This is a genomic window from Proteus sp. LHD240705 (assembly GCF_047921555.1).
Lineage (GTDB): Bacteria > Pseudomonadota > Gammaproteobacteria > Enterobacterales > Enterobacteriaceae > Proteus.
Window position 1 is genome coordinate 24640 of record NZ_JBLRMI010000005.1, and the last position, 25014, is coordinate 49653.

General features: G+C 37.4%; 23 protein-coding genes. 8 read left to right on the top strand and 15 right to left on the bottom strand.

The features are described from left to right. Position 1 precedes the first annotated feature (1 nt). The 6 genes from uppS to rpsB form a co-directional block, all read right to left on the bottom strand. Positions 2–703 carry a polyprenyl diphosphate synthase gene (gene uppS, locus ACNART_RS11010; protein WP_232797595.1) on the bottom strand — a complete coding sequence of 234 codons (702 nt, stop codon included), beginning with the start codon at positions 701–703 and terminating at the stop codon, positions 2–4. 283 nt (positions 704–986) lie between these two features. Beyond that, entirely contained in the window at positions 987–2180 is a 1194-nt protein-coding gene (gene ispC / locus ACNART_RS11015) for a 1-deoxy-D-xylulose-5-phosphate reductoisomerase (RefSeq protein WP_198626184.1), read from the bottom strand. 192 nt (positions 2181–2372) lie between these two features. Beyond that, complete coding sequence (gene frr / locus ACNART_RS11020) at positions 2373–2930, bottom strand: ribosome recycling factor (protein WP_109373116.1); 558 nt, start codon at positions 2928–2930, stop codon at positions 2373–2375. Between the two features lie 112 nt (positions 2931–3042). After that, positions 3043–3771 (bottom strand): UMP kinase, encoded by a 729-nt coding sequence (gene pyrH / locus ACNART_RS11025; RefSeq protein ID WP_023582710.1) that lies wholly within the window; start codon positions 3769–3771, stop codon positions 3043–3045. Positions 3772–3907: 136 nt separating this feature from the next. Further along, positions 3908–4759, bottom strand: a complete 852-nt coding sequence (tsf, locus tag ACNART_RS11030) for a translation elongation factor Ts (protein WP_109373115.1) — start codon at positions 4757–4759, stop codon at positions 3908–3910. A gap of 135 nt (positions 4760–4894) precedes the next feature. Continuing rightward, complete coding sequence (rpsB, locus tag ACNART_RS11035) at positions 4895–5620, bottom strand: 30S ribosomal protein S2 (protein WP_023582712.1); 726 nt, start codon at positions 5618–5620, stop codon at positions 4895–4897. A gap of 597 nt (positions 5621–6217) precedes the next feature. On the opposite strand from rpsB, the gene map reads away from it, so the two are divergent. From map to ACNART_RS11055, 4 genes are all read left to right on the top strand, one after another. Beyond that, positions 6218–7015 carry a type I methionyl aminopeptidase gene (gene map / locus ACNART_RS11040; protein ID WP_075671708.1) on the top strand — a complete coding sequence of 266 codons (798 nt, stop codon included), beginning with the start codon at positions 6218–6220 and terminating at the stop codon, positions 7013–7015. Between the two features lie 157 nt (positions 7016–7172). Next, entirely contained in the window at positions 7173–9818 is a 2646-nt protein-coding gene (glnD, locus tag ACNART_RS11045; RefSeq protein ID WP_368927952.1) for a bifunctional uridylyltransferase/uridylyl-removing protein GlnD, read from the top strand. Between the two features lie 34 nt (positions 9819–9852). Continuing rightward, positions 9853–10677: a 2,3,4,5-tetrahydropyridine-2,6-dicarboxylate N-succinyltransferase gene (dapD, locus tag ACNART_RS11050; RefSeq protein WP_416303597.1), complete on the top strand. Its 825-nt coding sequence runs from the start codon at positions 9853–9855 to the stop codon at positions 10675–10677. 70 nt (positions 10678–10747) lie between these two features. Further along, positions 10748–11134 carry a DUF3461 family protein gene (locus tag ACNART_RS11055; protein ID WP_006535910.1) on the top strand — a complete coding sequence of 129 codons (387 nt, stop codon included), beginning with the start codon at positions 10748–10750 and terminating at the stop codon, positions 11132–11134. 146 nt (positions 11135–11280) lie between these two features. Here ACNART_RS11055 and ACNART_RS11060 read toward each other — a convergent pair whose 3' ends face one another. The 6 genes from ACNART_RS11060 to syd form a co-directional block, all read right to left on the bottom strand. Then, positions 11281–11724: a flavodoxin gene (locus tag ACNART_RS11060; protein WP_368887852.1), complete on the bottom strand. Its 444-nt coding sequence runs from the start codon at positions 11722–11724 to the stop codon at positions 11281–11283. Between the two features lie 89 nt (positions 11725–11813). Continuing rightward, entirely contained in the window at positions 11814–13319 is a 1506-nt protein-coding gene (locus ACNART_RS11065) for a hypothetical protein (protein WP_198632344.1), read from the bottom strand. A gap of 158 nt (positions 13320–13477) precedes the next feature. Next, positions 13478–14923, bottom strand: coding sequence for a PTS glucose transporter subunit IIBC (ptsG, locus tag ACNART_RS11070; RefSeq protein ID WP_198620940.1), 1446 nt, complete (start codon positions 14921–14923; stop codon positions 13478–13480). 302 nt (positions 14924–15225) lie between these two features. Then, entirely contained in the window at positions 15226–15990 is a 765-nt protein-coding gene (gene truC, locus ACNART_RS11075; protein WP_196574366.1) for a tRNA pseudouridine(65) synthase TruC, read from the bottom strand. Positions 15991–15998: 8 nt separating this feature from the next. After that, positions 15999–16322, bottom strand: a complete 324-nt coding sequence (locus tag ACNART_RS11080; protein ID WP_109373107.1) for a YqcC family protein — start codon at positions 16320–16322, stop codon at positions 15999–16001. 465 nt (positions 16323–16787) lie between these two features. Continuing rightward, positions 16788–17339 carry a SecY-interacting protein gene (gene syd, locus ACNART_RS11085; RefSeq protein WP_196532763.1) on the bottom strand — a complete coding sequence of 184 codons (552 nt, stop codon included), beginning with the start codon at positions 17337–17339 and terminating at the stop codon, positions 16788–16790. A gap of 156 nt (positions 17340–17495) precedes the next feature. Here syd and queF point away from each other — a divergent pair, with 156 nt between their 5' ends. From queF to xni, 3 genes are all read left to right on the top strand, one after another. After that, positions 17496–18341 carry an NADPH-dependent 7-cyano-7-deazaguanine reductase QueF gene (queF, locus tag ACNART_RS11090; protein WP_198626190.1) on the top strand — a complete coding sequence of 282 codons (846 nt, stop codon included), beginning with the start codon at positions 17496–17498 and terminating at the stop codon, positions 18339–18341. A 90-nt stretch (positions 18342–18431) separates the two neighbouring features. Further along, entirely contained in the window at positions 18432–19799 is a 1368-nt protein-coding gene (gene ppnN, locus ACNART_RS11095; RefSeq protein ID WP_109373104.1) for a nucleotide 5'-monophosphate nucleosidase PpnN, read from the top strand. A 6-nt stretch (positions 19800–19805) separates the two neighbouring features. Beyond that, entirely contained in the window at positions 19806–20555 is a 750-nt protein-coding gene (xni, locus tag ACNART_RS11100) for a flap endonuclease Xni (protein WP_368927957.1), read from the top strand. Between the two features lie 134 nt (positions 20556–20689). Here xni and rlmM read toward each other — a convergent pair whose 3' ends face one another. From rlmM to ACNART_RS11115, 3 genes are read right to left on the bottom strand one after another with little or no spacing between them, the layout of a single operon-like run. Next, on the bottom strand, positions 20690–21787 hold the full coding sequence (gene rlmM / locus ACNART_RS11105) for a 23S rRNA (cytidine(2498)-2'-O)-methyltransferase RlmM (protein WP_109373102.1): 1098 nt from the start codon (positions 21785–21787) through the stop codon (positions 20690–20692). Next, positions 21780–22175 carry a DUF423 domain-containing protein gene (locus ACNART_RS11110; protein ID WP_036913817.1) on the bottom strand — a complete coding sequence of 132 codons (396 nt, stop codon included), beginning with the start codon at positions 22173–22175 and terminating at the stop codon, positions 21780–21782. The genes rlmM and ACNART_RS11110 overlap by 8 nt, the downstream gene beginning before the upstream one ends. A 43-nt stretch (positions 22176–22218) precedes the next feature. Continuing rightward, positions 22219–23139: a transcriptional regulator GcvA gene (locus ACNART_RS11115; protein ID WP_023582728.1), complete on the bottom strand. Its 921-nt coding sequence runs from the start codon at positions 23137–23139 to the stop codon at positions 22219–22221. A gap of 663 nt (positions 23140–23802) precedes the next feature. Here ACNART_RS11115 and csdA point away from each other — a divergent pair. Continuing rightward, entirely contained in the window at positions 23803–25014 is a 1212-nt protein-coding gene (csdA, locus tag ACNART_RS11120; protein ID WP_368927959.1) for a cysteine desulfurase CsdA, read from the top strand.

The window sequence follows — 25014 nt, forward strand, 5'->3', positions numbered from 1 at the left end:
GTTATCCTCCCAGATTTATAGTATCTGTTTCTGATGTAGTACCACCGAAACGTCTTTCCCGTTTAGCAAAAGCATCTAATGCATTCTGAAAAACTTGTTCATCAAAATCAGGCCATAAAACCTGTGTAAAATAAAGCTCAGCATAAGCAATCTGCCAAATAAGAAAATTACTTATACGATGCTCACCACCTGTACGAATAACAAGATCGACTTCAGGCTGATTATGCAAGCAAAGATGTGAAGATATTGCATTTTCATTAATATCTTCGAGACTAATTTCCCCTTTTGCGAGGGATGTCGCTAATTGTTTTACGCTTTGAGTAATATCCCACCGACCGCCATAATTAGCCGCAATATTTAAATTAAGCCCTGTATTATTCGCAGTGAGTGCCTCAGAACTTTTAATTCGGTCCTGTAAACGACGGCTAAAACGGCTAATATCACCAATAACCGTTAATTTAACATTATGTTTATGCAGGCTCTTCACTTCGTTATCTAAAGCGAAAACGAATAACTCCATGAGAGAACTCACTTCCTGCTCTGGTCTATTCCAGTTTTCGCTACTAAATGCATATAACGTTAGCGATTCAATTTTGTGTTTTACGGAAAAGCTAACTGCATCCCGAACTGCTTTAATTCCCGCGCGATGCCCCGTTACTCGGAGCTTCCCTTGCTTTTTTGCCCAGCGTCCATTGCCATCCATAATGATAGCAACATGCTTTGGTTTTGATGCGGATGAATCATCACTGGATAAGTTCACTCAATTTAACCCTTTGCTAATCTGATACTGATACAGACAGTCCTCTTCGGATAACCTATGCACAAAAAAAAACCGTGTCACCCACGGCCTTTGGCAAAGCCCCAAAGTTGCTAAAGCGATAGCCTTAGTAATGAACTGTTAATTTTCATTATTGTCTTTAGTGATTCGGCAACTATACCATTAGCCAGAAAGACGAACAAACACCCTATATTAAATATAATCACCATTATACAAATTGGGTGATTATCTGATGAGTTTCTAATCTTGCTAATTTATCAATTTCTAGGACATCATTAATACTTTGAGGCTCTGATAGGTCAAAATGTTCAACAACTTTGCGATTAATTTTAGCAATATCAGTAAATTTCACTTTTTCGTGTAAAAATGCATCAACAACCACTTCATTAGCCGCATTTAACACTGTTGTTGCCGCTTGCCCACGTTTTGACGCTTCAATAGCAAGTGCTAAACAAGGGTAACGTTGATAATCTGGGCGAATAAACTCTAGAGATTGAATCTCAAAGAAATCTAATGCTTTTGCACCAGATTGAGTACGATGAGGATAAGCCATTGAGTACGCAATTGGTGTTCTCATATCGGGCTCACCAATTTGAGCGATAATACTGCCATCTCGATAGCGAACCATTGAATGAATGACAGATTGTGGATGAATAATAACTTCCATTTCTTCTTCAGAAGCATTAAAGAAGTAACGAGCTTCAATATACTCAAGCCCTTTATTCATCATCGTTGCAGAATCAACCGAAATTTTACGCCCCATAGACCAATTTGGATGCGCACACGCTTGATCTGGCGTCATTACATCCAGCTCTTCTAATGGCGTATAGCGAAATGGCCCACCAGAGCCTGTTAACAAAATGCTTGTCACACCTTCATTCGCTAAAGACGCATGACCTAGATTTTCTTGGATTGCTTTAGGTAAGCTTTGATAAATTGCATTATGTTCGCTATCAATGGGTAAAATTGTCGCACCATATTTAGCAACCGCATCAAAGAAAAGACGCCCACTCGTTATCAGTGATTCTTTATTCGCTAACAGAATTCTTTTGCCTTTTTCAATGGCTGCAAGTGTCGGTTTTAATCCTGCAACACCAGTTATAGCAGACATGACCTGATCAGCTTCATCAAGAGCTGCAATTTCATTGATCGCATGAGAGCCAGATAGAATTTCTGTTTTACAAGATGTATTAGCGAGTAACTGTTTAAGTTGATTTGCACTTTTTTCATCAGACATCACAGCGTATTTAGGCTGGAAAGCAAGGCACTGCTGTGCCATCTTGTCTGCATTTTTACCTGCGGCTAGAGCAAGGACCTGATACTCATCAGGATTATTTTCAATTACGGAAAGAGTGCTAGTTCCGATAGATCCTGTTGAGCCTAATATAGTTATTTGTTTCATTTATTAATCAATCAGTATGTCTACAACGTTTTAATTAAAGAGAATTATATCAGTATGGCAAGGTAAATGAGGATTAAAGATGAAAACTTTAATAAATAATGTGACAAAAGAAGGTATTAAGCACGAATTTTCAAATAAATAATTAAAAATAATGCCGCTAAAGAGCGGCATTATCGAAAAAAGATATAAAAATTAGAATTCCATTAACTCTGCTTCTTTCAGAGCTAATGCATCATCAATTTTTTTAATGAACATGTCAGTTAACTTCTGAATGTCATCTTGTGAACGGCGTTCATCATCTTCGCTGATTTCTTTATCTTTCAGTAATGCTTTTATTTTATCGTTAGCATCACGACGGATATTACGAACAGAAACGCGACCTTGTTCTGCATCACCACGAACAACTTTGATTAAGTCTTTACGACGTTCTTCAGTTAACGGAGGCAGTGGAACACGGATAATGGTGCCAGCAGATGAAGGATTTAAACCTAAATCTGATGCCATAATCGCTTTTTCAACAGCTGGTGCTAAAGTACGGTCGAATACAGTGATTGCCAGTGTACGGCCATCTTCTGCGACAACGTTAGCAACTTGGTTTAATGGCGTTGGCGCTCCGTAGTATTCAACTACAATGCCATCTAAAAGGCTAGGAGATGCACGACCAGTACGAACTTTATTAATCTGGCTTTTTAGTGCTTCAACGCTTTTATCCATGCGTTCTTGAGCATCTTTTTTGATTTCATTAATCACGTTATAAACCCTTGGGAACTGGTTATCTTCCAGTCGATATGAAATCATATCGACATAAATGAATTGGCGTACTCTAGATGTTAGCGCCAAATTATACCGTTGTCTCTGTGTATTAAGCGTGAGAAATCAAAGTTCCTTCACTTTCACCCATTACAACCCGACGTAATGCACCCGGTTTATTCATATTGAATACGCGGATAGGTAAATTATGATCTCGGGCTAATGTGAATGCAGCAAGATCCATGACTTTCAATTCACGTTCTAATACATCCTGATAAGTCAGTGTTTCATAAAGTACTGCATCAGGATCTTTGGTTGGATCGGCAGAATAAACGCCGTCCACTTTCGTTGCTTTTAATACAACGTCAGCTTCAATTTCAATACCGCGTAAACACGCAGCTGAATCGGTAGTAAAGAATGGGTTACCTGTACCAGCCGAGAAAATAACGACTCGACCGTGGCGTAATAAGCTAATTGCTTCTGCCCAACTGTAGTTATCGCAGACACCATTCAGTGGAAATGCAGACATAAGGCGTGCGTTTACATAAGCACGGTGCAATGAATCACGCATTGCTAAACCATTCATTACTGTCGCGAGCATTCCCATGTGGTCACCCACAACACGGTTCATACCTGCCGCAGCAAGACCCGCGCCACGGAACAAGTTACCACCGCCAATTACGACACCGACTTGTATACCTAATTCAACGAGTTCTTTGATTTCCTGAGCCATGCGATCAAGTACGCTCGCATCGATACCGAAACCTTCTGCGCCTTGCAGGGCTTCGCCACTCAGCTTTAATAAAATTCGCTGATATACAGGTTTTGCATTGGTAGCCATGGTGTTCTGTCCTAAGCAGATTAGTTAATTGGAGGTTTTAGATAGCTTCTCTTTTTAACAAAAAAAAGCAAACAGCCAGTGGAGATTACAACAAAATAGAACCGCCATTAGGCGGTTCTGTTAACGCTAAGCGTTATTATTTGCTCATTGCAGCAACTTCAGCTGCGAAATCAGCTTCAACTTTCTCAATACCTTCACCAACTTCGAAACGAACGAAGTTGATAACATCAGCATTGTTTTCTTTCAGCAGTTCGCCAACAGTTTTGCTTGGATCCATTACGAAATGCTGACCAGTCAGAGAAATCTCACCGGTGAATTTATTCATGCGACCGATAACCATTTTTTCTGCGATTTCGCGTGGTTTACCTGATTGCATTGCAATATCCATCTGAATTTGGTGCTCATGTTCAACAACATCAGCAGGAACATCTTCAGGACGAACATATTCTGGTTTGCTTGCAGCAACGTGCATAGCAATGTGTTTGATCAGTTCTTCGTTAGCGCCTTTAGCTGAAACTAGAACACCGATGCGAGCACCGTGTAGGTAAGTACCTAATTCGTCAGCTTCTAATACAGCAACACGACGAATGTTGATGTTTTCACCGATTTTAGCAACTAATGCAGTACGTGCTTCTTCGAATTTAGCTTTCAGAGCATCGATATCATCAGTTTTGTCTGCTAATACAGCAGCCATAACTTCTTTACCGAAAGCGATGAAACCAGCATCTTTAGCAACGAAGTCTGTTTCACAGTTCAGCTCAACCAGCGCACCGAATTTACCATCAGCAGCAACTTCTGCAAGGATGATACCTTCAGCAGCAACACGGCCTGCTTTTTTAGCAGCTTTAGCTTGACCTGATTTACGCATGTTGTCGATTGCTAATTCGATATCACCATTAGCTTCAACTAGCGCTTTTTTACATTCCATCATGCCTGCGCCAGTACGTTCACGCAGTTCTTTTACCAATGCAGCGGTAATTCCAGACATTTGTTTCTTCCTCGACTTTTCTATGGACTAGCCATAGATGTTCTCATAGCAGATGTGTAAAGGGGGCCTATTGAGGCCCCCTAACCAATATATAGCAATACCTGGTTAAATAAGGGCTCTTACGAGCATGCCTTATTATTCAGCTTCGACTAAGCCTTCTTCAGCCTGAACAGCCAGATCTTGAGAACGACCTTCACGAACAGCTGTAGCTGCGGCGGTCAGATATAATTTAACCGCACGGATTGCATCGTCATTACCAGGGATAATGAAGTCGATACCATCTGGATCAGAGTTAGTATCAACGATAGCAAATACTGGAATACCCAGGTTGTTTGCTTCTTTGATAGCAATGTGTTCGTGTTCAGCATCGATAACAAACAGAGCGTCAGGTAAACCGCCCATGTCTTTGATACCACCCAGGCTGTTTTCTAACTTACCAAGTTCACGAGAACGCATTAACGCTTCTTTCTTGGTCAGTTTGTCAAAAGTACCGTCCTGAGATTGTGATTCTAAATCTTTCAGGCGTTTGATTGACTGACGAACAGTTTTCCAGTTAGTCAGCATACCGCCTAACCAGCGGTGGTTTACATAAAACTGGTCACAGCTTTCTGCTGCTTCTTTAACAGCTTCAACGGCAGAGCGCTTAGTACCAACAAACAGGATTTTGCCTTTACGAGAAGCAATTTTGTTCAGTTCAACCAGAGCTTCATTGAACATTGGAACAGTTTTTTCCAAGTTAATGATATGAACTTTGTTACGCGCACCAAAGATGAATGGTTTCATTTTTGGATTCCAGTAACGAGTTTGGTGACCGAAGTGAACACCGGCTTGCAGCATATCGCGCATTGAAACAGTTGCCATTTTAGACCTCTATAAATTTAAATTTGGGGTTATTTCGTCCACAAATCCCATACGACCGACTCATCAGCTGTAAAGGTTTGGCCTTTACATAAGAGCACCCCGGCGTTATGTGCCGATTTGTGTGTGTAATTAACACAATTGAATGTTTCAGATTTACGGCTATTACTCACAGTGTGATGCAATAACAGAACTCCGGCGCGCTTTATACCATAAATAACCTCAAGAAACCACTATTACTTGCGTTTGCCACGGGCTTATTTGACATAAAAACACATCATTTGAACAAAGAAAAAAGCGAGACTAACGCAATGATGAGAAATATTGCCCTAATATCAATTTGCTAGAAAAACACCAAATAGAAAAGCGCAATATGTAAAGACAATCAGATTAAGAAGGCGTAATGTTCGTCATTATTCTCGATATCAGACAGATTGCACATATCCTCTTTATTGGCACACCTACTTTCTGCTGATATTATAAATGGTAATCAGAATTATTTCTCATCATCATTCATTTAACCTGCAATACAAAATATGAATACAACAAAGTGTGTTATCTAATTCGTATTGTGGCTTTTAATCTAGACGAAGAACTCAAATGGCTATTGTAATCAAGACAGAAGAAGATATTCAAAAAATGCGCGTCGCAGGTCGTCTTGCGGCAGAAGTTCTTGAAATTATCGCACCGTTCGTAAAACCTGGCGTAAACACCGCTGAATTAGACCGTATTTGTCATGAACATATTGTTAACGCACAACAGGCTATTCCTGCTTGTCTTAACTATCATGGTTTCCCTAAATCAGTCTGTATTTCGGTTAACGATGTTATTTGCCACGGTATTCCTAGCGAAGAGAAAATCCTTAAAGATGGTGATATCGTTAATATTGATGTCACTGTCATTAAAGATGGTTTTCATGGCGATACTTCAAAAATGTTTATCGTAGGTAAACCAACAATACAAGGTGAACGTTTATGTCGTATCACCCAAGAAAGCCTCTACCTTGCCATTAAAATGGTTAAACCAGGTATTCGCTTACGTGAACTTGGCAAAGCAATTCAAAAATTTGTTGAAGGTCATGACTATTCTGTTGTTCGCGAATATTGTGGTCATGGTATTGGTGAAGGGTTCCATGAAGAACCTCAAGTTCTACACTACGATGCAGATGATAGCGGTGTTGTGTTACAAAAAGGCATGGCATTCACCATTGAACCAATGGTAAACACAGGTGATTACCGTATTCGTACAATGAAAGATGGCTGGACTGTTAAAACTAAAGACAGAGGTTGGTCAGCACAATACGAACATACGTTAGTCGTTACCGATAATGGCTGTGAAATCATGACATTACGCAAAGAAGAAGAACCGTTTATTTCTGCGGTATTAGTCAACGAATAAGATTCTTTTTTAGCTAAAAATGTAAAAGCGACATATTTTTTCGAGATGTGTCGCTTTTTTTATTTTATTTGCTATGAAACAGCAGAATTACTAGTCAGGTTATCGTTTTAACATTAGTCTTAATGTCATAAGCAAACATTGAGAAAGAAGACGAACAATGACTCATAAAAACGCATTTCAAACTCCGCCCCCTTCCCTTTTTTTGCTGACAGAAAATACACAAAATTGTGCTGAACTTAAGCAATCAATCGAACAATTTCAGTCTTGGTTAACAGAGGCTTTTCACCATGATGTTGATGTCGCTTTATTACTTCAAGCTCGTAGCCATTTCATTGATCAACTATTAACACAATTATGGCGCTATACACAATTATCCGATTATCCAGACCTTAGTATCATTGCGGTCGGTGGTTATGGCAGGCAAGAGTTACATCCACTTTCTGATATTGACCTTCTCTTTTTAAGTGAGACACCTTTATCACCAGAAGCAGAAGATAAAGTCAGCAAACTCATTACATTACTGTGGGATGTACGCCTTGAAATTGGTGCCAGTGTTAGAACAATGGAAGAATGTCTTTTAGAAGGTCTTTCAGACTTAACGGTTGCAACAAACTTACTAGAAGCACGTCTTATTTGTGGGAATAATTCACTTTATCAGCAATTAATTAACCATATTTTTAGCCAAGGATTTTGGCCATCACCTGATTTTTTTGCTGCAAAAGTTGAAGAACAAAAACAGAGACATCAACGATACCATAGCACTAGTTATAATCTAGAGCCTGATATCAAAAGCAGCCCTGGTGGACTGCGCGATATCCACACTCTAATTTGGGTAGCACATCGCCATTTTGGTGCTGCTTCAGTTTCTGAAATGGTCAACTTTGGCTTTTTAACGCCAGCGGAAGGACAAGAGCTACTAGAGTGCCAATACACACTATGGAAAATTCGCTTTGCTCTCCATCTTGTACTTTCTCGCTATGACAATCGTCTATTGTTTGATAGACAACTCAATGTTGCTCAACTTTTAAATTATGAAGGCGAAGGCAATCAGCCCGTTGAAAAAATGATGAAGGATTATTATCGCGTAACTCGTCGTGTCAGTGAGTTAAATGATATGTTACTTCAATTATTTGATGAAGCCATTCTTGCTCTGCAACCTAATGTAAAACCGCGACCTTTAGATAATGAATTTCAACTAAGAGGCTCATTAATTGATGTCGTTGATGACAGTTGCTTCCTTGATGATCCTATCGCTATTATGCGCCTCTTTTTACGTATGGCTGAGCATAAAGAGATCACAGGAATTTATTCAACAACACTCCGCCATTTACGTTACGCTCGTCGGCATCTAGTACAGCCGTTATGTGAGTACCCACTCGCACGTCAAGTTTTTATGCAGATCTTGCGCCATCCTCGTGCAGTTTCTGGTGCTTTCGTTCCCATGCACAAACATAGTGTATTAGCGGCTTACTTCCCACAATGGAATAATATTGTGGGTCAAATGCAGTTTGATTTATTCCATGCCTATACCGTTGATGAACATACAATTCGTGTTTTACAAAAACTGGAAAGTTTTGATTCTTATGAAAACCACGAGCAACATCCGCTTTGTGTTGATATTTATCCCAAACTTCCTCAACTTGAATTATTACGTTTAGCTGCACTTTTTCATGATATTGCCAAAGGTCGCCATGGTGATCACTCCGTATTAGGAGCCCAAGATGTTGTTCATTTTGCTCAACAACATGGTTTAAATCAAAGAGAATCGGCATTAGTTGAATGGCTTGTTAGTCATCACTTACTTATGTCTGTTACAGCACAGCGACGTGATATTCAAGATCCTGACATTATTTTTCAGTTTGCATCAGAAGTAAAAAATGAAAGTCGATTACGTTATCTTTTGTGCTTAACGGTTGCGGATATCTGTGCAACTAATAGTAGCCTATGGAATAGCTGGAAACAGAGCCTATTACGTGAACTTTTTTTATCAACAGAAAATCAGCTACGCCAAGGTATGCACTCTATTCCCGATTTACGTGAACGTATTCGCCATCATCGTTTGCAAGCACTAACTATTTTACGAATGAAACAGGTTGATGAAGATAAATTGCAGGCAATTTGGGGACGTTGCCATGCCGACTATTTTTTACGACATACACCAGAACAAATTGCATGGCATGCGCTTGCATTAATTGAGCATAATAGCGCTGAACCTATGGTGCTAATCAGCCAACAAACTGAGCATGGTGGTACTGAAATCTTTATTTGGTGTGCTGATAGACCATCCCTTTTTGCATCTGTTGCAGGTGAATTGGATAGACGCAATTTAAGTATCCATAACGCTCAAATTTTTACTAACCGCGATAACATGGCTATGGATACTTTTATTGTGTTAGAGCCTAATGGTAAACCTCTGGCAATTGATAGATATAATGCAATCCGCAACGCTCTTATCCAAGTTGTATCCGCCCCTTATAACGCCAATGCAAAAACACGCTCATTACCCGCCAAATTACGCCATTTTGACGTTCCGACAAAAATTAACTTTATCGCTTCTAACCATAATAAGCGCACCTATATGGAACTATTTGCACGAGATCGTCCAGGATTATTAGCAATTATTGGTAAAGTGTTTGCTGATCTTTCACTTTCATTACATGGTGCCAGAATAACCACAATAGGCGAACGTGTTGAGGACTTCTTCGTATTAACCGATAGCGAAAATAAGGCATTAAACCAAAAAATGAAGGATGAAGTCGTAGAAAGGTTGACAAAAGCCCTAGTTTCAAAGGATAAAATATAGAAACCCACGACAATACATATAGGAAATACTATTAATGCAAGCATTACAATCTATTATTGATAACGTCTTCGAACATCGTGCTGATATCACTCCAAACAACGTTGAGCCTCATATTCGTGATGCTATTAATAGCGTTATTGCACTGCTAGACAGCGGGAAACTGCGTGTCGCGGAAAAAATTGATGGTCAGTGGGTGACTCATCAATGGTTGAAAAAAGCGGTTTTGCTCTCTTTTCGTATTAATCACAATCAAGTGATAGATGGCAATGAAAGTCGCTATTTTGACAAAGTGCCTATGAAATTTGCTGATTATGATCAAGCACGTTTTGAAAAAGAAGGTTTTCGTGTTGTTCCTCCCGCAGCAGTTAGACAAGGGGCTTACATCGCTCGCAACACTGTTTTAATGCCATCTTATGTCAACATTGGTGCTTACGTTGATGAAGGTAGCATGGTTGATACATGGGCAACAGTAGGTTCATGTGCTCAAATCGGGAAAAATGTTCATCTTTCTGGTGGCGTTGGTATTGGTGGTGTTTTAGAGCCACTACAAGCAAACCCAACCATTATTGAAGATAACTGCTTTATTGGCGCGCGTTCTGAAATTGTTGAAGGCGTTATTGTCGAAGAAGGCGCGGTTATTTCAATGGGCGTTTATATTGGTCAAAGTACCAAAATTTATGACAGAGAAACAGGCGAAGTTCATTACGGTCGAGTCCCTGCTGGCTCTGTTGTTGTTTCTGGTAATTTACCGTCCAAAGATGGAAGTTACAGCCTTTACTGCGCCGTAATTGTGAAAAAAGTTGATGCTAAAACGCGTGGAAAAGTAGGCATTAATGAATTGTTAAGAACTATCGACTAATATAAGAACAGCGGATAGAATTAATTCTGTTCGCTATTCTTTCACTCATCTTTCTATCAGGTGCCAATATATGTACGATAATTTAAAAAATTTAGGGATCCCGCATCCTGAAGATATTGACCGCTATACTCTACGCCAAGAAGCTAACAACGATATTTTAAAAATCTATTTTCGCAAAGATAAAGGTGAATTCTTTGCAAAAAGCGTAAAATTTAAATATCCACGCCAACGTAAAACAATTTCTGATGGTCAATCAGGACAAGGTTTTAAAGAAGTTAATGAAATCAATACTAACTTACGTTATGTTATTGAAGAATTAGATCAAATTTGCCAACAAGACCAAGTAGAAGTCGATTTAAAACATAAAATTCTGGACGACTTGCGTCATCTTGAGCACGTTGTAGCAAATAAAATTGCTGAAATCGAAGCCGATTTAGAAAAACTGACTCGTCGTTAATAACAAGGCATTTTAACTGTTATGTATGTCAGTTTTATAGAAAAACACCGCTTAGTTACTGTATAAAATAGAAACAAGCGGTGTTTTAAAATACTGAATATGGCTCATTATTTTATTAACCAATTAAATATCAGATTATTTTCTACTTAATTTAATAGGCCAACCCAGTTTTCAAGCCAATCTATTGCAAATACTTCTGGCTCCGCGACATCCATACCGTCTATTTTTAATATTTCACCGATACGCTTTGATTGGTGCTCTTGCAGTAATTCATCAAATTGCATCCCTGCACCACAAAAATAGTCATAACTACTATCGCCTAAGGCAATCAAGCCATAATTTAGGTTTGGTTGATAACCTACATTATCACGTAGTTCATGAAATAGAGGAGCTATGGTATCAGGTAAATCACCTTGCCCAGTACTTGACGTTATCACAAGTACTGTTGAATATTTTTCCCAATCTGCAAGTGTGCCTTCTTCGTAAACATTAGCTTGATGATTATGCTCAAGTAAAATACGCTGTGCCTCTTCAGCAACTGCTAATGCATTACCGTAAACAGTCCCTACAAAAATACCGATTTTAGCCATAATATTTAGCCCACTTAATACTGTTTGATAACTAATAAACTAAGCATCAAACATATAATATTGTCAATTTATTCTCAATGAGAATAAATTCAGTCATCCTTTTTAAAAAGAGACTGAATGAAATTATTACACTTACTCTTTTCTCCATATAAATAACCTAATAAACTTTCAGGGTAATTTATTTTAGATAACCTTGATGTAACCATTAAACTAATATCATTGATAGTAAAATATTCATTTTTTTCTTTATAACTATTAAGATAAGATGATATCTTATTAATTTCACTCTTATAATTAATTAATAGACTCAAAGATTCATTATGTTTTTTAGGAAAGAAGAACTTATACACTTTAGACAAAAAACCCGTCTCCTTTCTTTTTATAAAACCATCTAATAATGATAAGCATTCATTTGTTTTTGTTGTGATTTCATTAATCGAACAGCAAGAGCTATTTTTGATTGCTATATTAGAAACTTTATTTTTTATTTTATTTTCATAATTATTATAAGCATTAGAGAAAGATGCCAGAGATTTTAATTCAATCGCTAAGGAATCCGTATTGGATTCAATTTTTTTTATCATTTCTGATAATTTATCAATATCATTTTTTTCTAAAGATTTTTCTCTAAACTTTTTAACGAAATCTTGATGAAATACATTAAGTAATTTACAGTTTTTATTACATTCATTATAAACATCCGAATGTTTTTTTATAGATTGTTCTTCGTCTTTTTCATTAATAACTTTATTAATATCCTCAAGCGTTTCATCACCATCCTTAATAAAGCCAAAGGTATTATTAGCATTATTAAGACTTGCAAATTTATAATATTTATTTATTACATCATATAATTTATTGATATTTTCATTAAGAAAATTAAATGATATTTCAAATTTAGTAAGCGCAGATTCAATTTTTTCTTTATTTAATGTATTATTAACATGAGTCTCAATATTATTGTCATCTTTATTTTCTATTTTAACTTGATTATTAGCAGCTTCTACATTACCTAACTTAACAAGTATATGTTCTTTCTTACCTATTATAAAAGGTAGGTTACACCCGGGATTTAACTCTATTGTTTTGTTTTTTATCTCTTGAATTAACTTGCTAATAGATTTTTTCTCAAATCCACCCCAAAAACCCTTCTCAAAAAATAAATTAATAGCTGGATTATTATCTTTATTAAGAATTTTATCTTTCAGAGAAGAAGAACCTGTTTCACTAATTATAGTCTCAATAAACTTTTTTACAGAATCTAATGAGTTAAGGTTTATAACTGTAAGACAATTAATATTTTTTTTATCTAAAAAAACACCACCGCATTTATTATTAGCCTCATTAATTTTATCTAAATGATGAATATTACCCTCTATATATTTATTAATTACATCAGTTAATTCACTTTTTATTTCAGTGAAAAAATTCTTATCAACATAAACGTTACTAATTTTATGTTTTAAAATAAAAAAACTATTTTTAGGTAATGAATTTAAACAATTAGCTATTTTTTCCGATAGTAAAAATACCACATTCTCTCTTTTATCATTTGCAGGTAAAAATTTTGCTAACTTATCGAAATATATTTTCATTATTATTACTCATATTCAATTATAATATTACAACCATAATATTATTGAATAGCAGATAATAATTTCAAAAAAGAGTTTAATTCATATGCGCTATGATATAAAAAAACACGCCCAATAATAAATTTAAGCGTGTTATTTTAATTAAAGACTATTATTTATCACTTACCAGAATCCAAAGACCGAATATATTCATCCATTTCAGTTTTTAGATTATCTGACTTAGGACCAAAAATCGCTTGAATACCCGAGCCAACAACCACAACACCTGCAGCACCTAGTCTTTTCAACTCATCACGATCGACTTTTTCAATCTCTTTAACGCCAATACGTAAACGAGTAATACAAGCATCTAAACTACTGATATTGTCTTTGCCACCAAACGCAGCGACTAAAGATTGTCCCATAGCACTTTTATCCGCTTGTTTCGCGTTTTTATCTTCTACTTCTCGGCCTGGAGTTTTCAGGTTTAATTTCACGATTAAGAAACGGAAAATAGAGTAATAAGTTATTGCATAGAGTATGCCAATAATTGGGAATAGATACAGTTTACTGCTATTACCACTCAATACGATAAAATCAATTAGGCCATGAGAGAAACTGGTTCCATCACGCATACCTAACAAGATACAAATAACGAATGCTAAGCCCGCTAAAATAGCGTGAATAACGTAAAGAATAGGTGCGACGAACATAAATGAGAATTCGATAGGTTCTGTGATCCCTGTTAAGAAGGCAGTTAATGCCGCAGAAATCATGATACCACCGACTTTTACACGGTTCTCTGGACGTGCTGAATGCCATATCGCAATCGCGGCAGCAGGTAAACCAAACATCTTAAATAAAAAGCCACCTGACAACATACCCGCAGTTGGATCACCTGCCATATAGCGAGGAATATCACCGTGGAATACTTGCCCTGCACTATTTACGTATTCACCCACTTGCATTTGGAATGGCACGTTCCAGATATGGTGTAAACCAAATGGTACTAATGCACGCTCTACAACACCATAAATACCAAAAGCGACAGCAGGGTTTTGATACGCAGCCCATTCAGAAAAACGTTGAATTGCTGTACCAATAGGAGGCCAAATAAAGGCTAAGATAATCCCAACAAAAATAGCGATTAAACCTGAAATAATAGGAACAAAACGCTTACCAGCAAAGAAGCCTAAATACTCAGGTAATTTGATGCGATAAAAACGATTAAACATAGAAGCGGCAATAATACCAGCGATGATCCCCCCTAATACTCCTGTATCAGTAAGGTGCTGAGCCTCAATTTCTGCTGGTGTTAAACCTAAAACCCAAGGAGCAACCACAATCATGGTTTTAGACATAATGCCATACGCCACAACAGAGGCCAGTGCTGATACCCCATCATTATTGGTAAAACCTAACGCAACACCAATGGCAAAAATAAGTGGCATATTAGAGAAAACCGAACCACCAGCCTCTGCCATAACTTGAGAAACAGAAGAAGGGATCCATGAAAGATCAGCGGAACCAACCCCTAATAAAATACCGGCAATAGGTAGTACAGATACCGGTAACATCAAGGACTTTCCGATTTTTTGTAAAACAACAAATAGGTTTTTAAACATCAAGCAGACTCCCGGAATGTGGGTTTTTATATGTTGTAAGTTTTTATTTGTTTAAAGTAGTGTGGGTTTTATTTCATAAACTTATCTAATGATAAGCCTTATTTATTTTACATCATAAAATAAATCGCTTAATGAATACATGATAGCTGTCACGTTTCAAACATGTGATCAGATCAATTAATAGAATTATATATTTTACAAATAGTTAAAATAGATTATAAATTTGCGCAAACCATTAAGACTTAAGTAAAAAAGCCTTAATAGTCACACAAAGAAAGTAATATTTGAAATTAAGAAAGGAATTAAAAATGATGAGCTAAATCTTCACCATACTGCTCTAATTCAGGTCTTAATCCACGCCAACCAAATTGATTAATAAGGTGTTGCCAAGGCAGATCCCATTTAGCTGTTAAGTTAAGTGGTTGCAATGTGATTGGATGAATTAAGTTTAGATGGCTTGCATGTAACATCAAGCGATGAGATTGAAAATGATTTACAACACCACGGTTTTGACGTAAATCACCATGAGCAGTATCACCAATAATTGGGTGTCGAATATGAGACATATGGCGACGTAATTGGTGCTTGCGTCCCGTTTCAGGACGTAGCTCTAATAAACTAAATCGAGATGTAGGATAGCGCCCAATCGCAACCTCTTTTTCAACAATACCTAATGGCTGACAGTGCGTCACGCAATCTTGAATTTGTGGAGGTTGAGTTGCAAATTTGTCTGCAATTTTGTCGAGCTCCTCGACTAAAGGGCTATCAATAACAGACGCCTCTTCAACGTATCCTCGAACAACAGCGTGATAAATTTTTTCTGTTTTATGTTGTTCAAAAGATTGAGATAGCGCTCTAGCAACATCAGAAGAAAGTGCCATTAATAGAACACCTGATGTAGGCCTATCTAAACGATGAACAGGGAAAACATGTTGCCCTATTTGATCTCTTAGGGTCTGCATCACAAACACTGTTTCATGTCTATCTAACCAACTGCGGTGAACAAGCCAACCCGCAGGTTTATTCACCGCAACAAGATGTTCATCTTGATAAATAATATCTAGCATTATCGACCTTATGATTTAAACATTGCGTCAAGTTCACGCAAATGATTGAGTAAATCAGTAACATCTCGACTCTTATCTTCTTTAAATGCTTCTTCGTAATAAGGTGCGATTGCGAATTTATTAGGTAATGGCATCTCGTTTTCAATCATCGATGACAATCGCGGAATTAATACCCACTGCAACCATTCATGAGCACTCATTGTATCAATACAGAAAGGCTCAACACTTTCAAATGCTTGTTCAGTAGGAGATTCTAATTGCCATAGCTCAATGTTCTTCATCTCTTCTTCAATCAAGAGCAATTTTGCTAAAATGCGTTGTTCTGGTGTCATCATTTATCCCTTATATAAAACTTACGAATAAGGATAACATTGGGATGGAATAGCAGAAAACAAATAAAAAAATAAAAGGAGCCGAAACTCCTTTTAGACAAGAAAAATAGTTGTCTGTACAACACATGCATCCAAGCAAGACCGTTTTTATCTATCCCTGTGATTAAGTCCGTATCCACATTAATGGAAATATCCTATTTCCTGTGTCCTTGATTACTCTACATTTTATCGGTCACCAAACAGTCCCTTATTTGGTGAACGTAGAATGCCAATAATTGATTAGTTAAACAACCCACAAAACAAAAGCAATTAAAGAGCCATAACTATAAATAAAAACAATAAGTTAATAACTTATTGTTCTATTTAAATAAACCGATTATATTTTTATCAGTGACGTTTTTTGATAAAAAAACACACGCTTTTTTGTAAGACATATCTCACAAGAAAAAAGGTTTATAGACTACGTCACTCATTATATACAGCGACTAATTCTGATAGAAAGAGAGATAAATTTTCAGCTAAAACTTCTCTTTTCTGTTTGCCGAAAGTTTCAAGAATGACTTCCCCCGAAACATTACACACAGAAATTATTTCATTTTCTGAATCTGTGGTGCCGATAAACAATGTTGGTGTAAGTTTTAAACGCTTTTGAGTCACCAAATGACCAATAATGTTTTCTTGTAAGCGAATAAAATCCTCTTCACTCCACACTTGGATCAAGCTGAAATCTATCTCTCTAAAACGAACCTGCATATCTCCAGCATACTGAGTGGTAAAGTAATTGTGCAATTCAGGACGAATAATAATCCCCATTGCTTTTTCAACTTTTTCTAGTTTATCTGTTCCTACAAAAGGTTGCGGTAACCAGTAAACAACTTCATCGCCTGTTCTTGATATACAAATAGAAGGAACACCATAAAGATCTTCACTTGCAGGAGGTAAGCCTGATTTTTCTTGCCATAAATCAACATACTTTTGTGTAAAGGCTTTTAGTTCGGAGGAGATGTTTTCAGTCATGATTATCTGTTTTATCTATTTAAATAAGAATTTCCTTTATGTTACCTGATTATGTCACTAATTCAGAGCATCAAAAATAAAGCATTCATATACTATTGATGTTTCAATAGTATAATTAACCTTCTTTTATTTTCAGCTAAAGTTAGGATGTAAATTATGTCTTTATATCAAGGTGATAAATCTCTTGAAGCATTATCTCTGGGCAAAGAGACTCAATATCATGATCAATATGATGCCGGATTATTGCAAGGTGTACCACGTAGCCTAAATCGAGATTCACTCTCTTTAACTGCTGAAAATTTACCTTTTCATGGTGGTGATATTTGGACCATGTATGAGCTCTCATGGCTTAATAGCAAAGGCTTACCACAAGTTGCTATTGGTCATGTTGAATTAGATGCAACCACTGAAAATCTTATTGAATCTAAAAGTTTTAAATTATATCTCAATAGTTTTAATCAAACTCGTTTTGAAAGTTGGGATATCGTCGAAAAAACCTTACTTAAAGATTTAACGACTTGTGCTAAAGGCAAAGTTAATCTAACCATTTATCCACTTTCGCATTTTACATCACAACCTATTGTTGATTTTGCTGGAGAGTGTATTGATGAACAAGATATTGAAATTGATAATTATCAGTTTGATGCGCAATGGTTAAACGAATCGACAACCGATACACTAGTTGAAGAAACCCTTGTCAGCCATCTGTTAAAATCAAATTGCCTTATTACTAATCAACCAGATTGGGGCTCAGTTGCTATTCAATATAAGGGTAAAAAGATTGATCGTGAAAAACTACTACGCTATTTAGTTTCATTTAGACAACACAATGAATTTCATGAACAGTGTGTTGAGCGAATTTTCCACGATATCATGCAATTATGTGCGCCAGAAACATTAACTATTTATGCAAGATATACACGACGCGGTGGATTAGATATCAATCCTTGGCGTAGTAATTGTGAGTTTGTTCCAGAAATTAGTCGATTAGCCAGACAATAACGGAATAATGCCTGTATGTTAATATGATCTGTGTTATACCAAGATCAGTTGCACTTCAGTTTGTTATTTCAGGAGAAAAAGGAGTCCTACGTGATAACTCATGTCAGCCCATTAGGTTCCATGGATCTGCTTTCACAGCTAGAAGTTGATATGCTAAAGAGAACCGCAAGCAGTGATCTTTATCAGCTGTTTCGCAATTGTTCTCTCGCTGTTCTCAACTCTGGTAGCCTTACTGATAGTAGTAAAGAACTGTTATCTAAATACCAAGATTTTGATATTAACGTACTGCGCCGTGAACGTGGCGTAAAACTAGAGTTAGTCAATCCTCCTGAAGACGCTTTTGTTGACGGAAAAATTATTCGCTCATTACAAGCTAACTTATTTGCAGTGCTTCGTGACATACTGTTTGTTCACGGACAAATCACAACAGCAAAACGTGATCTTCACCTGAACTTAGAAAATAGTACTCACATCACTAATACCATTTTCTCGATTTTGCGTAATGCACGAGCTCTTCATATTGATGAAGATCCTAATATGATCGTTTGCTGGGGTGGTCACTCAATCAATGAAACTGAATACCTTTACGGCAGAAAAGTAGGTAACGAATTAGGGCTACGTGAGCTTAATATCTGTACGGGTTGTGGTCCCGGAGCAATGGAAGCACCAATGAAAGGTGCTGCTGTGGGTCATGCTCAACAACGTTATAGAAATAGCCGTTTTATTGGTATGACAGAACCGTCAATCATTGCGGCAGAGCCACCAAATCCATTAGTTAACGAACTGATTATTATGCCAGATATTGAAAAACGTCTGGAATCTTTCGTACGAATTGGACATGGTATTATTATTTTCCCAGGCGGTGTAGGAACAGCAGAAGAATTGCTGTATCTGCTTGGTATTCTTATGTCTCCAGAAAACCAAGACCAAGTATTACCACTAATTTTAACTGGTCCTAAAGAAAGTGCAGACTACTTTAATGTATTAGATGACTTTATCGCCAATACATTAGGCGACGAAGCTCGTCGTCATTACCAAATCATTATTGATGATGCACCTGAAGTAGCTCGTATCATGAAAAAATATATGCCATTGGTAAAAGATAATCGTCGTAGCACAGGTGATGCTTATAGCTTTAACTGGTCAATGAAGATCAATGCTGATTTACAACATCCTTTTGAACCAACCCATGAAAACATGGCATCACTTAATCTAAGCACAAATCAATCACCAGAAAAATTAGCCGCTGACTTACGTCGTGCTTTCTCGGGTATTGTCGCGGGTAACGTAAAAGAAGTGGGTATGAAAGCGATTGAAGCTCATGGCCCTTATAAAATTCATGGTGATAGTGAAATTATGCGTCGCATGGATATTTTATTAGCAGGCTTTGTTGAGCAACACCGTATGAAACTTCCCGGTGGTACAGCTTACCAACCGTGTTACGAGATTATCAGCTAATTTATTATGATACATTTGCTGATTATTGATGCTTTAAACCTGATCCGCCGCATTCATGCGGCATCAGGTTCTTCCTGCCTTACAGTGTGCGAACAAAGTGTCAATCAACTACTTGGCCACACACAACCTACTCATGCCGTAGCAGTTTTTGACGAAGACGACAGAGACGGTAGCTGGCGACATAAACTGTTACCCGATTATAAAGCGGGTCGCACACCAATGCCTGATGACTTGCGACAACAATTACCTGAAATTAAAGCAATGTTACTTAATTTAGGAATACAGAGCTGGCACTCAGGTGGTGATGAAGCTGATGACGTTGCCGCAACATTGGCAACTAAAGTGGCAAGTGCAGGTTTTCGAGTCACGATTATTTCAACGGATAAAGGCTATTGCCAGTTGCTTTCGCCCTCTGTTCGTATACGCGATTATTTTCAACGACGCTGGTTAGATTTAGAATTTATTAGAGCTGAGTTTGGTGTCGAGCCATCTCAACTTACCGACTATTGGGGATTAACAGGCGTAAGTAGCAGTAAGGTTGCAGGCGTTCCTGGTATTGGGCCTAAAAGTGCTACCGAACTTTTACAAATTCACCCAGATCTAGAATCACTCTATCTGCATATTGATGATGTTCCGACTAAATGGAAAAACAAACTTATTCCCCATAAAGAGTCTGCATTTATCAGTCGGAAAATCACGACATTACGTACTGATATTCAATTAAACGGTAATCTACAACAGTTACGGTTAAAATAGCTCAGTTCTTAGTTATTAAAACTCAACGAGCAAATATATCTTTGAATAACTCGCTTCCATTAAAAAAGGCTAAGTTTCTATTTATAAACTTAGCCTTTTATTGCCATCAACAAATCGATGTGCTTTGAACAGTTTTAGAACTCACGATCTGGTCGATAAGCAGCCCAAATATTTTGAATATGAACCGTTATCTCTTCTCTATCATGATAAAGGTGCTTAGCTTGGATCTTAACGTTGATCCCTTTTTCCGCTAACTCTGACTTTATTTTTTCAAGGATATGAGAGACTTCCTCATAGCGCTTTTTCATTGGCAGTTTTAGATTAAAGATAGCTTCGCGACACCATTCATTAGCAATCCAAGTTGTCATTAATGCAGCAACTTTAGCTGGTTTTTCAACCATATCACAAACAAGCCATGTGATATTTTTAGTTGTAGGTTCAAATTTAAAACCATCAACTTGGTGATGACGAACTTGTCCTGTATCCATCAAAGATTGTGCCATTGGGCCATTATCAACAGCATGTACCATCATACTGCGTTTCACTAATTGATATGTCCAACCGCCGGGGCATGCTCCTAAATCAACCGCTTTCATTCCACTTGCTAAACGCTCTTCCCACTCCTCATAAGGAATGAAAATATGAAATGCTTCTTCAAGTTTTAATGTCGAACGACTTGGTGCATCTGATGGGAATTTTAATCGAGGAATACCCATATAAAATGCGGAATTATTAAAACTATAAGAGTAGCCAACATAACAACATCCCGGTGCAATAAAAAACACATGGATAATAGGGCGGCTAAAATTCTCTACTTTCAGCAAAATTTTCTCATTACGTAAATGATTACGTAATGGCACCGTAAATTTACGGCAGAATTTTAATAATTCTTTGCTTTCGTTAGTATCTGCAACTTCAACTCGAAGTTCACCCGCTTTTTCGACAGCACCTTTTAACATTCCAACAATCGGTGTGATTCTATCTTCTGGCGGTAAATCTTTAAGTAATTCACCTGTTACAAACATCTGACGAGCAAAAATTAATTCACGGAAACTCACTTCACGCGCGATCTTGTCTGCTTCACCTTCTTGGTAGCATTCAAAGATCACATAACCGCTTCCCTCTTTAACACGAGGAAAGCCATAAACGCCGATTTGACCTGCTTTATCCGTAATCTCAGCCGCGCACTCTTTTTCAAAACCTTGGCGACAATATAATGCAACTTTATTCATGGCGAGACGCCGGTGCCCTTAGACGCAAAGCGCCAATAAAAATTAAAGCCCAACCAATAAGAAAACTAAATCCACCAATTGGCGTAAAATAAGATAACAACCTAACTTGTGTTAGCGCCATACAATAAAGGCTACCACTGAAAAGTAGAATACCAACACCAAAGAAAATACCTGCCCAATAAAACCATAAAATGGTTTTACGCATTAACATTGCCGCGATCCCGACAAGTAATAAGGTATGGACGATTTGGTAGCGCATCGCTAACTGAATGTATTCCCAATGTTGTGGCGATAAATGCGGTGCAAGTTTATGAGTTGCAAATGCACCAAAAGCAACATAAAAGAAGCCACTAATCGCGGAAAACATAAGCAATGTACGACTATTCACTGTTTATTCCTTCCTATCTAGAAGATATTTGCCAATCGCAATATTAAGATGATGTCAGTAAACCCAGCTTTTCTTGCTCATTCGCTGCTTGAGATAAAATCCATTGGCGAAAAGCCGCAATTTTACCTAATTCAGCCTGGCTATCTTGGCAAACTAAATAAAATGCATTTTTACTAACAAGGACATCTGGAAAAGGTCTTACTAATCGACCTGATTCTATTTCACTACGTGCCATTACATTATTAACTAATGCAACGCCTTGTCCATGTACAGCGGCCTGTATCACCATTGAACTATGGCTAAAAATAGGCCCTTGTTGCACATTTATCTGATTTTGTATCTCTAATTGACGTACATAAGCTTGCCAATCTCGACGAGATGTATCATGTAGCAATGTATGATAAATCAGATCGGATGGGGTTTTTAGTGGTTTTTCACCTGTAAGTAAAGATGGTGCACAAACAGGGATCAAATATTCCGCATAAAGGCGGTCTGTACGTAAACCAGTCCAATTTCCTCGACCATAAAAAATAGCTACATCAACATCATCAGCCAGCTTATCTTCTTCTCTATCAACAGCCTGAATTCGCACATCAATTCCCGGATAAGCTTGATTAAATCCAGATAGCCGTGGTACTAACCATTGAATAGCAAAACTTGGAGAAAGGCTAACAGTAAGTGCGCCTTTCGCGCTTCGAGCTAATAATTTGCGAGTTGCCTCGTTAATTGATGAAAAGATTTCCTTAATATCGAGGTAATAACTCTGCCCTTCTTCGGTTAATAAAAGAGAGCGGTTGCGTCTTCTAAATAATTTTAGCCCAAGGAATTCTTCTAATGTTTTAATTTGGTGGCTCACTGCTGCTTGTGTCACAAATAATTCTTCAGCGGCTTTAGTAAAACTTAAATGACGTGCCGCTGAATCAAAAACCCTAAGCGCATTTAATGGCGGTAAACGTTTAGACATATTCGGTTCTTAAACCCCTATTTTGGCTATTAGTAGATCCTAACTTTCATCATTAGTTTTTTTTATGCGAAGCATTATAAATTGTCCCTTGATGATTAGCCAGTAAATACCTATAGTAAGCGCACTTCCTAAGCCGGAACGAAAAGTTGTGTAGTAGTAATACTGCGAAACTTTTGGCTTTGTGGTTGTGATGTTGTGTTTGCAAGTTGTCTGGAAATTCCAGACTTAGTAGCTGATGCTACTGTTTTTTTTCACTTCCTGTACATTTACCCTGTCTGTCCATAGTGATTTTATAGTGCACCGCCAAGGCGGTGCTTTTTTTATTCCCTATTTTTCTCTACTTTTGAATGACTCACACATACCGTTTTGATGTTTTCATCCATTTTTTATAATGAATTTATCATCTTTATTCTAAAAAAACTCACTACAAATTATCCCCAATAAATTAAAACAAGAAAAAATAGGATCTTAATCTGATCTCAGTGATTTTTTATTGAGTGAACTTTCATCATCTTAATCGTGTTATTATGAGCGCAATGACTTATAACAAACGGGTGCCTTTAGGTTTCCGTTATAAATAAATATAATTAACCGTATAATCTATACGCCCTATTTTTAACGACAAATCACGAAAATTTATTCGTCTACCAATACAGCCTAACTATGAACGTATTTTCACCTGATTTATTTCGACAACAATTTCCTGCTCTTAAAGAAAAAACTATTTATCTCGATAGTGCAGCAACTGCATTAAAGCCTCTCGCCATGATAGAAGCCTCAGATGCGTTTTATCGCCATAATTTTGCGACGGTTCACCGTAGCCAATATCAGCATGCTAAAGAGACAACGCAACAATATGAGGCGACACGTCAACAAGTTGCCGAATTAATCAATAGTGCTGATAGTGATACGATTATTTGGACAAAAGGCACCACAGAATCACTCAACTTTATTGCTCAAGGTTATTTTCGTCCACGCTTACAAGCAGGTGATGAAATAATTGTTAGTGAGCAAGAACACCATGCAAACCTTATTCCTTGGTTGATACTAGCGGAACAAACAGGCGCTCGAGTGATCCGTTGGGCTATTGAGGAGCATTTTTTACCTTCAATTAATAGCTTAAATGCTTTAATCAATAAGCGGACACGAATTGTTGCTGTTAGCCAAATGTCGAATGTGACAGGTGCTCAAATCGCATTAGATAAAGTGTCTCAATGCGTTCATCAATATGATAATTGCTTACTGGTTGTCGATGGAGCGCAAGGTATTGCGCATCACCCAACAGATGTCACAGCATTTGATATCGATTTCTATGTTTTTTCTGCTCATAAACTTTATGGCCCTAATGGGTTAGGTATTTGTTATGGTAAACGAAAACATTTAGAAGACATGGCACCTTGGCATGGTGGTGGAAAGATGCTCACTAACGCAACATTTGATGGTTTTACTCCCGCGCCTATTCCTCAGCGTTTTGAAGCTGGAACGCCTAATGTTGTGGGTGTTATTGCATTTTCAGCCACATTAGCCTGGTTAGAAAAACAAGATATGCATCATGCTAACCAATATGCTCTTGAGCTTGCAGAAGAAGCAGAGAGGCGTCTGAGTGAGCTAAATGGGTTTATCAGTTACCGAGCCACCAACTCATCGATTGTTTCTTTCAATTTCGAAGGTGTTCATCATAGTGATTTAGCAACATTAATCACAGAGAAAGGTATTGCATTACGCACAGGGCAACACTGCGCACAACCTCTTATTGATTCATTAAATATTTCAGGCTGTTTACGCATTTCTTTTATGCCTTATAATCAACTTTCTGATATTGATGCCTTTATTGACGCTGTTATTTTTGCGTTAACACTCTTAAAAGACGAATAA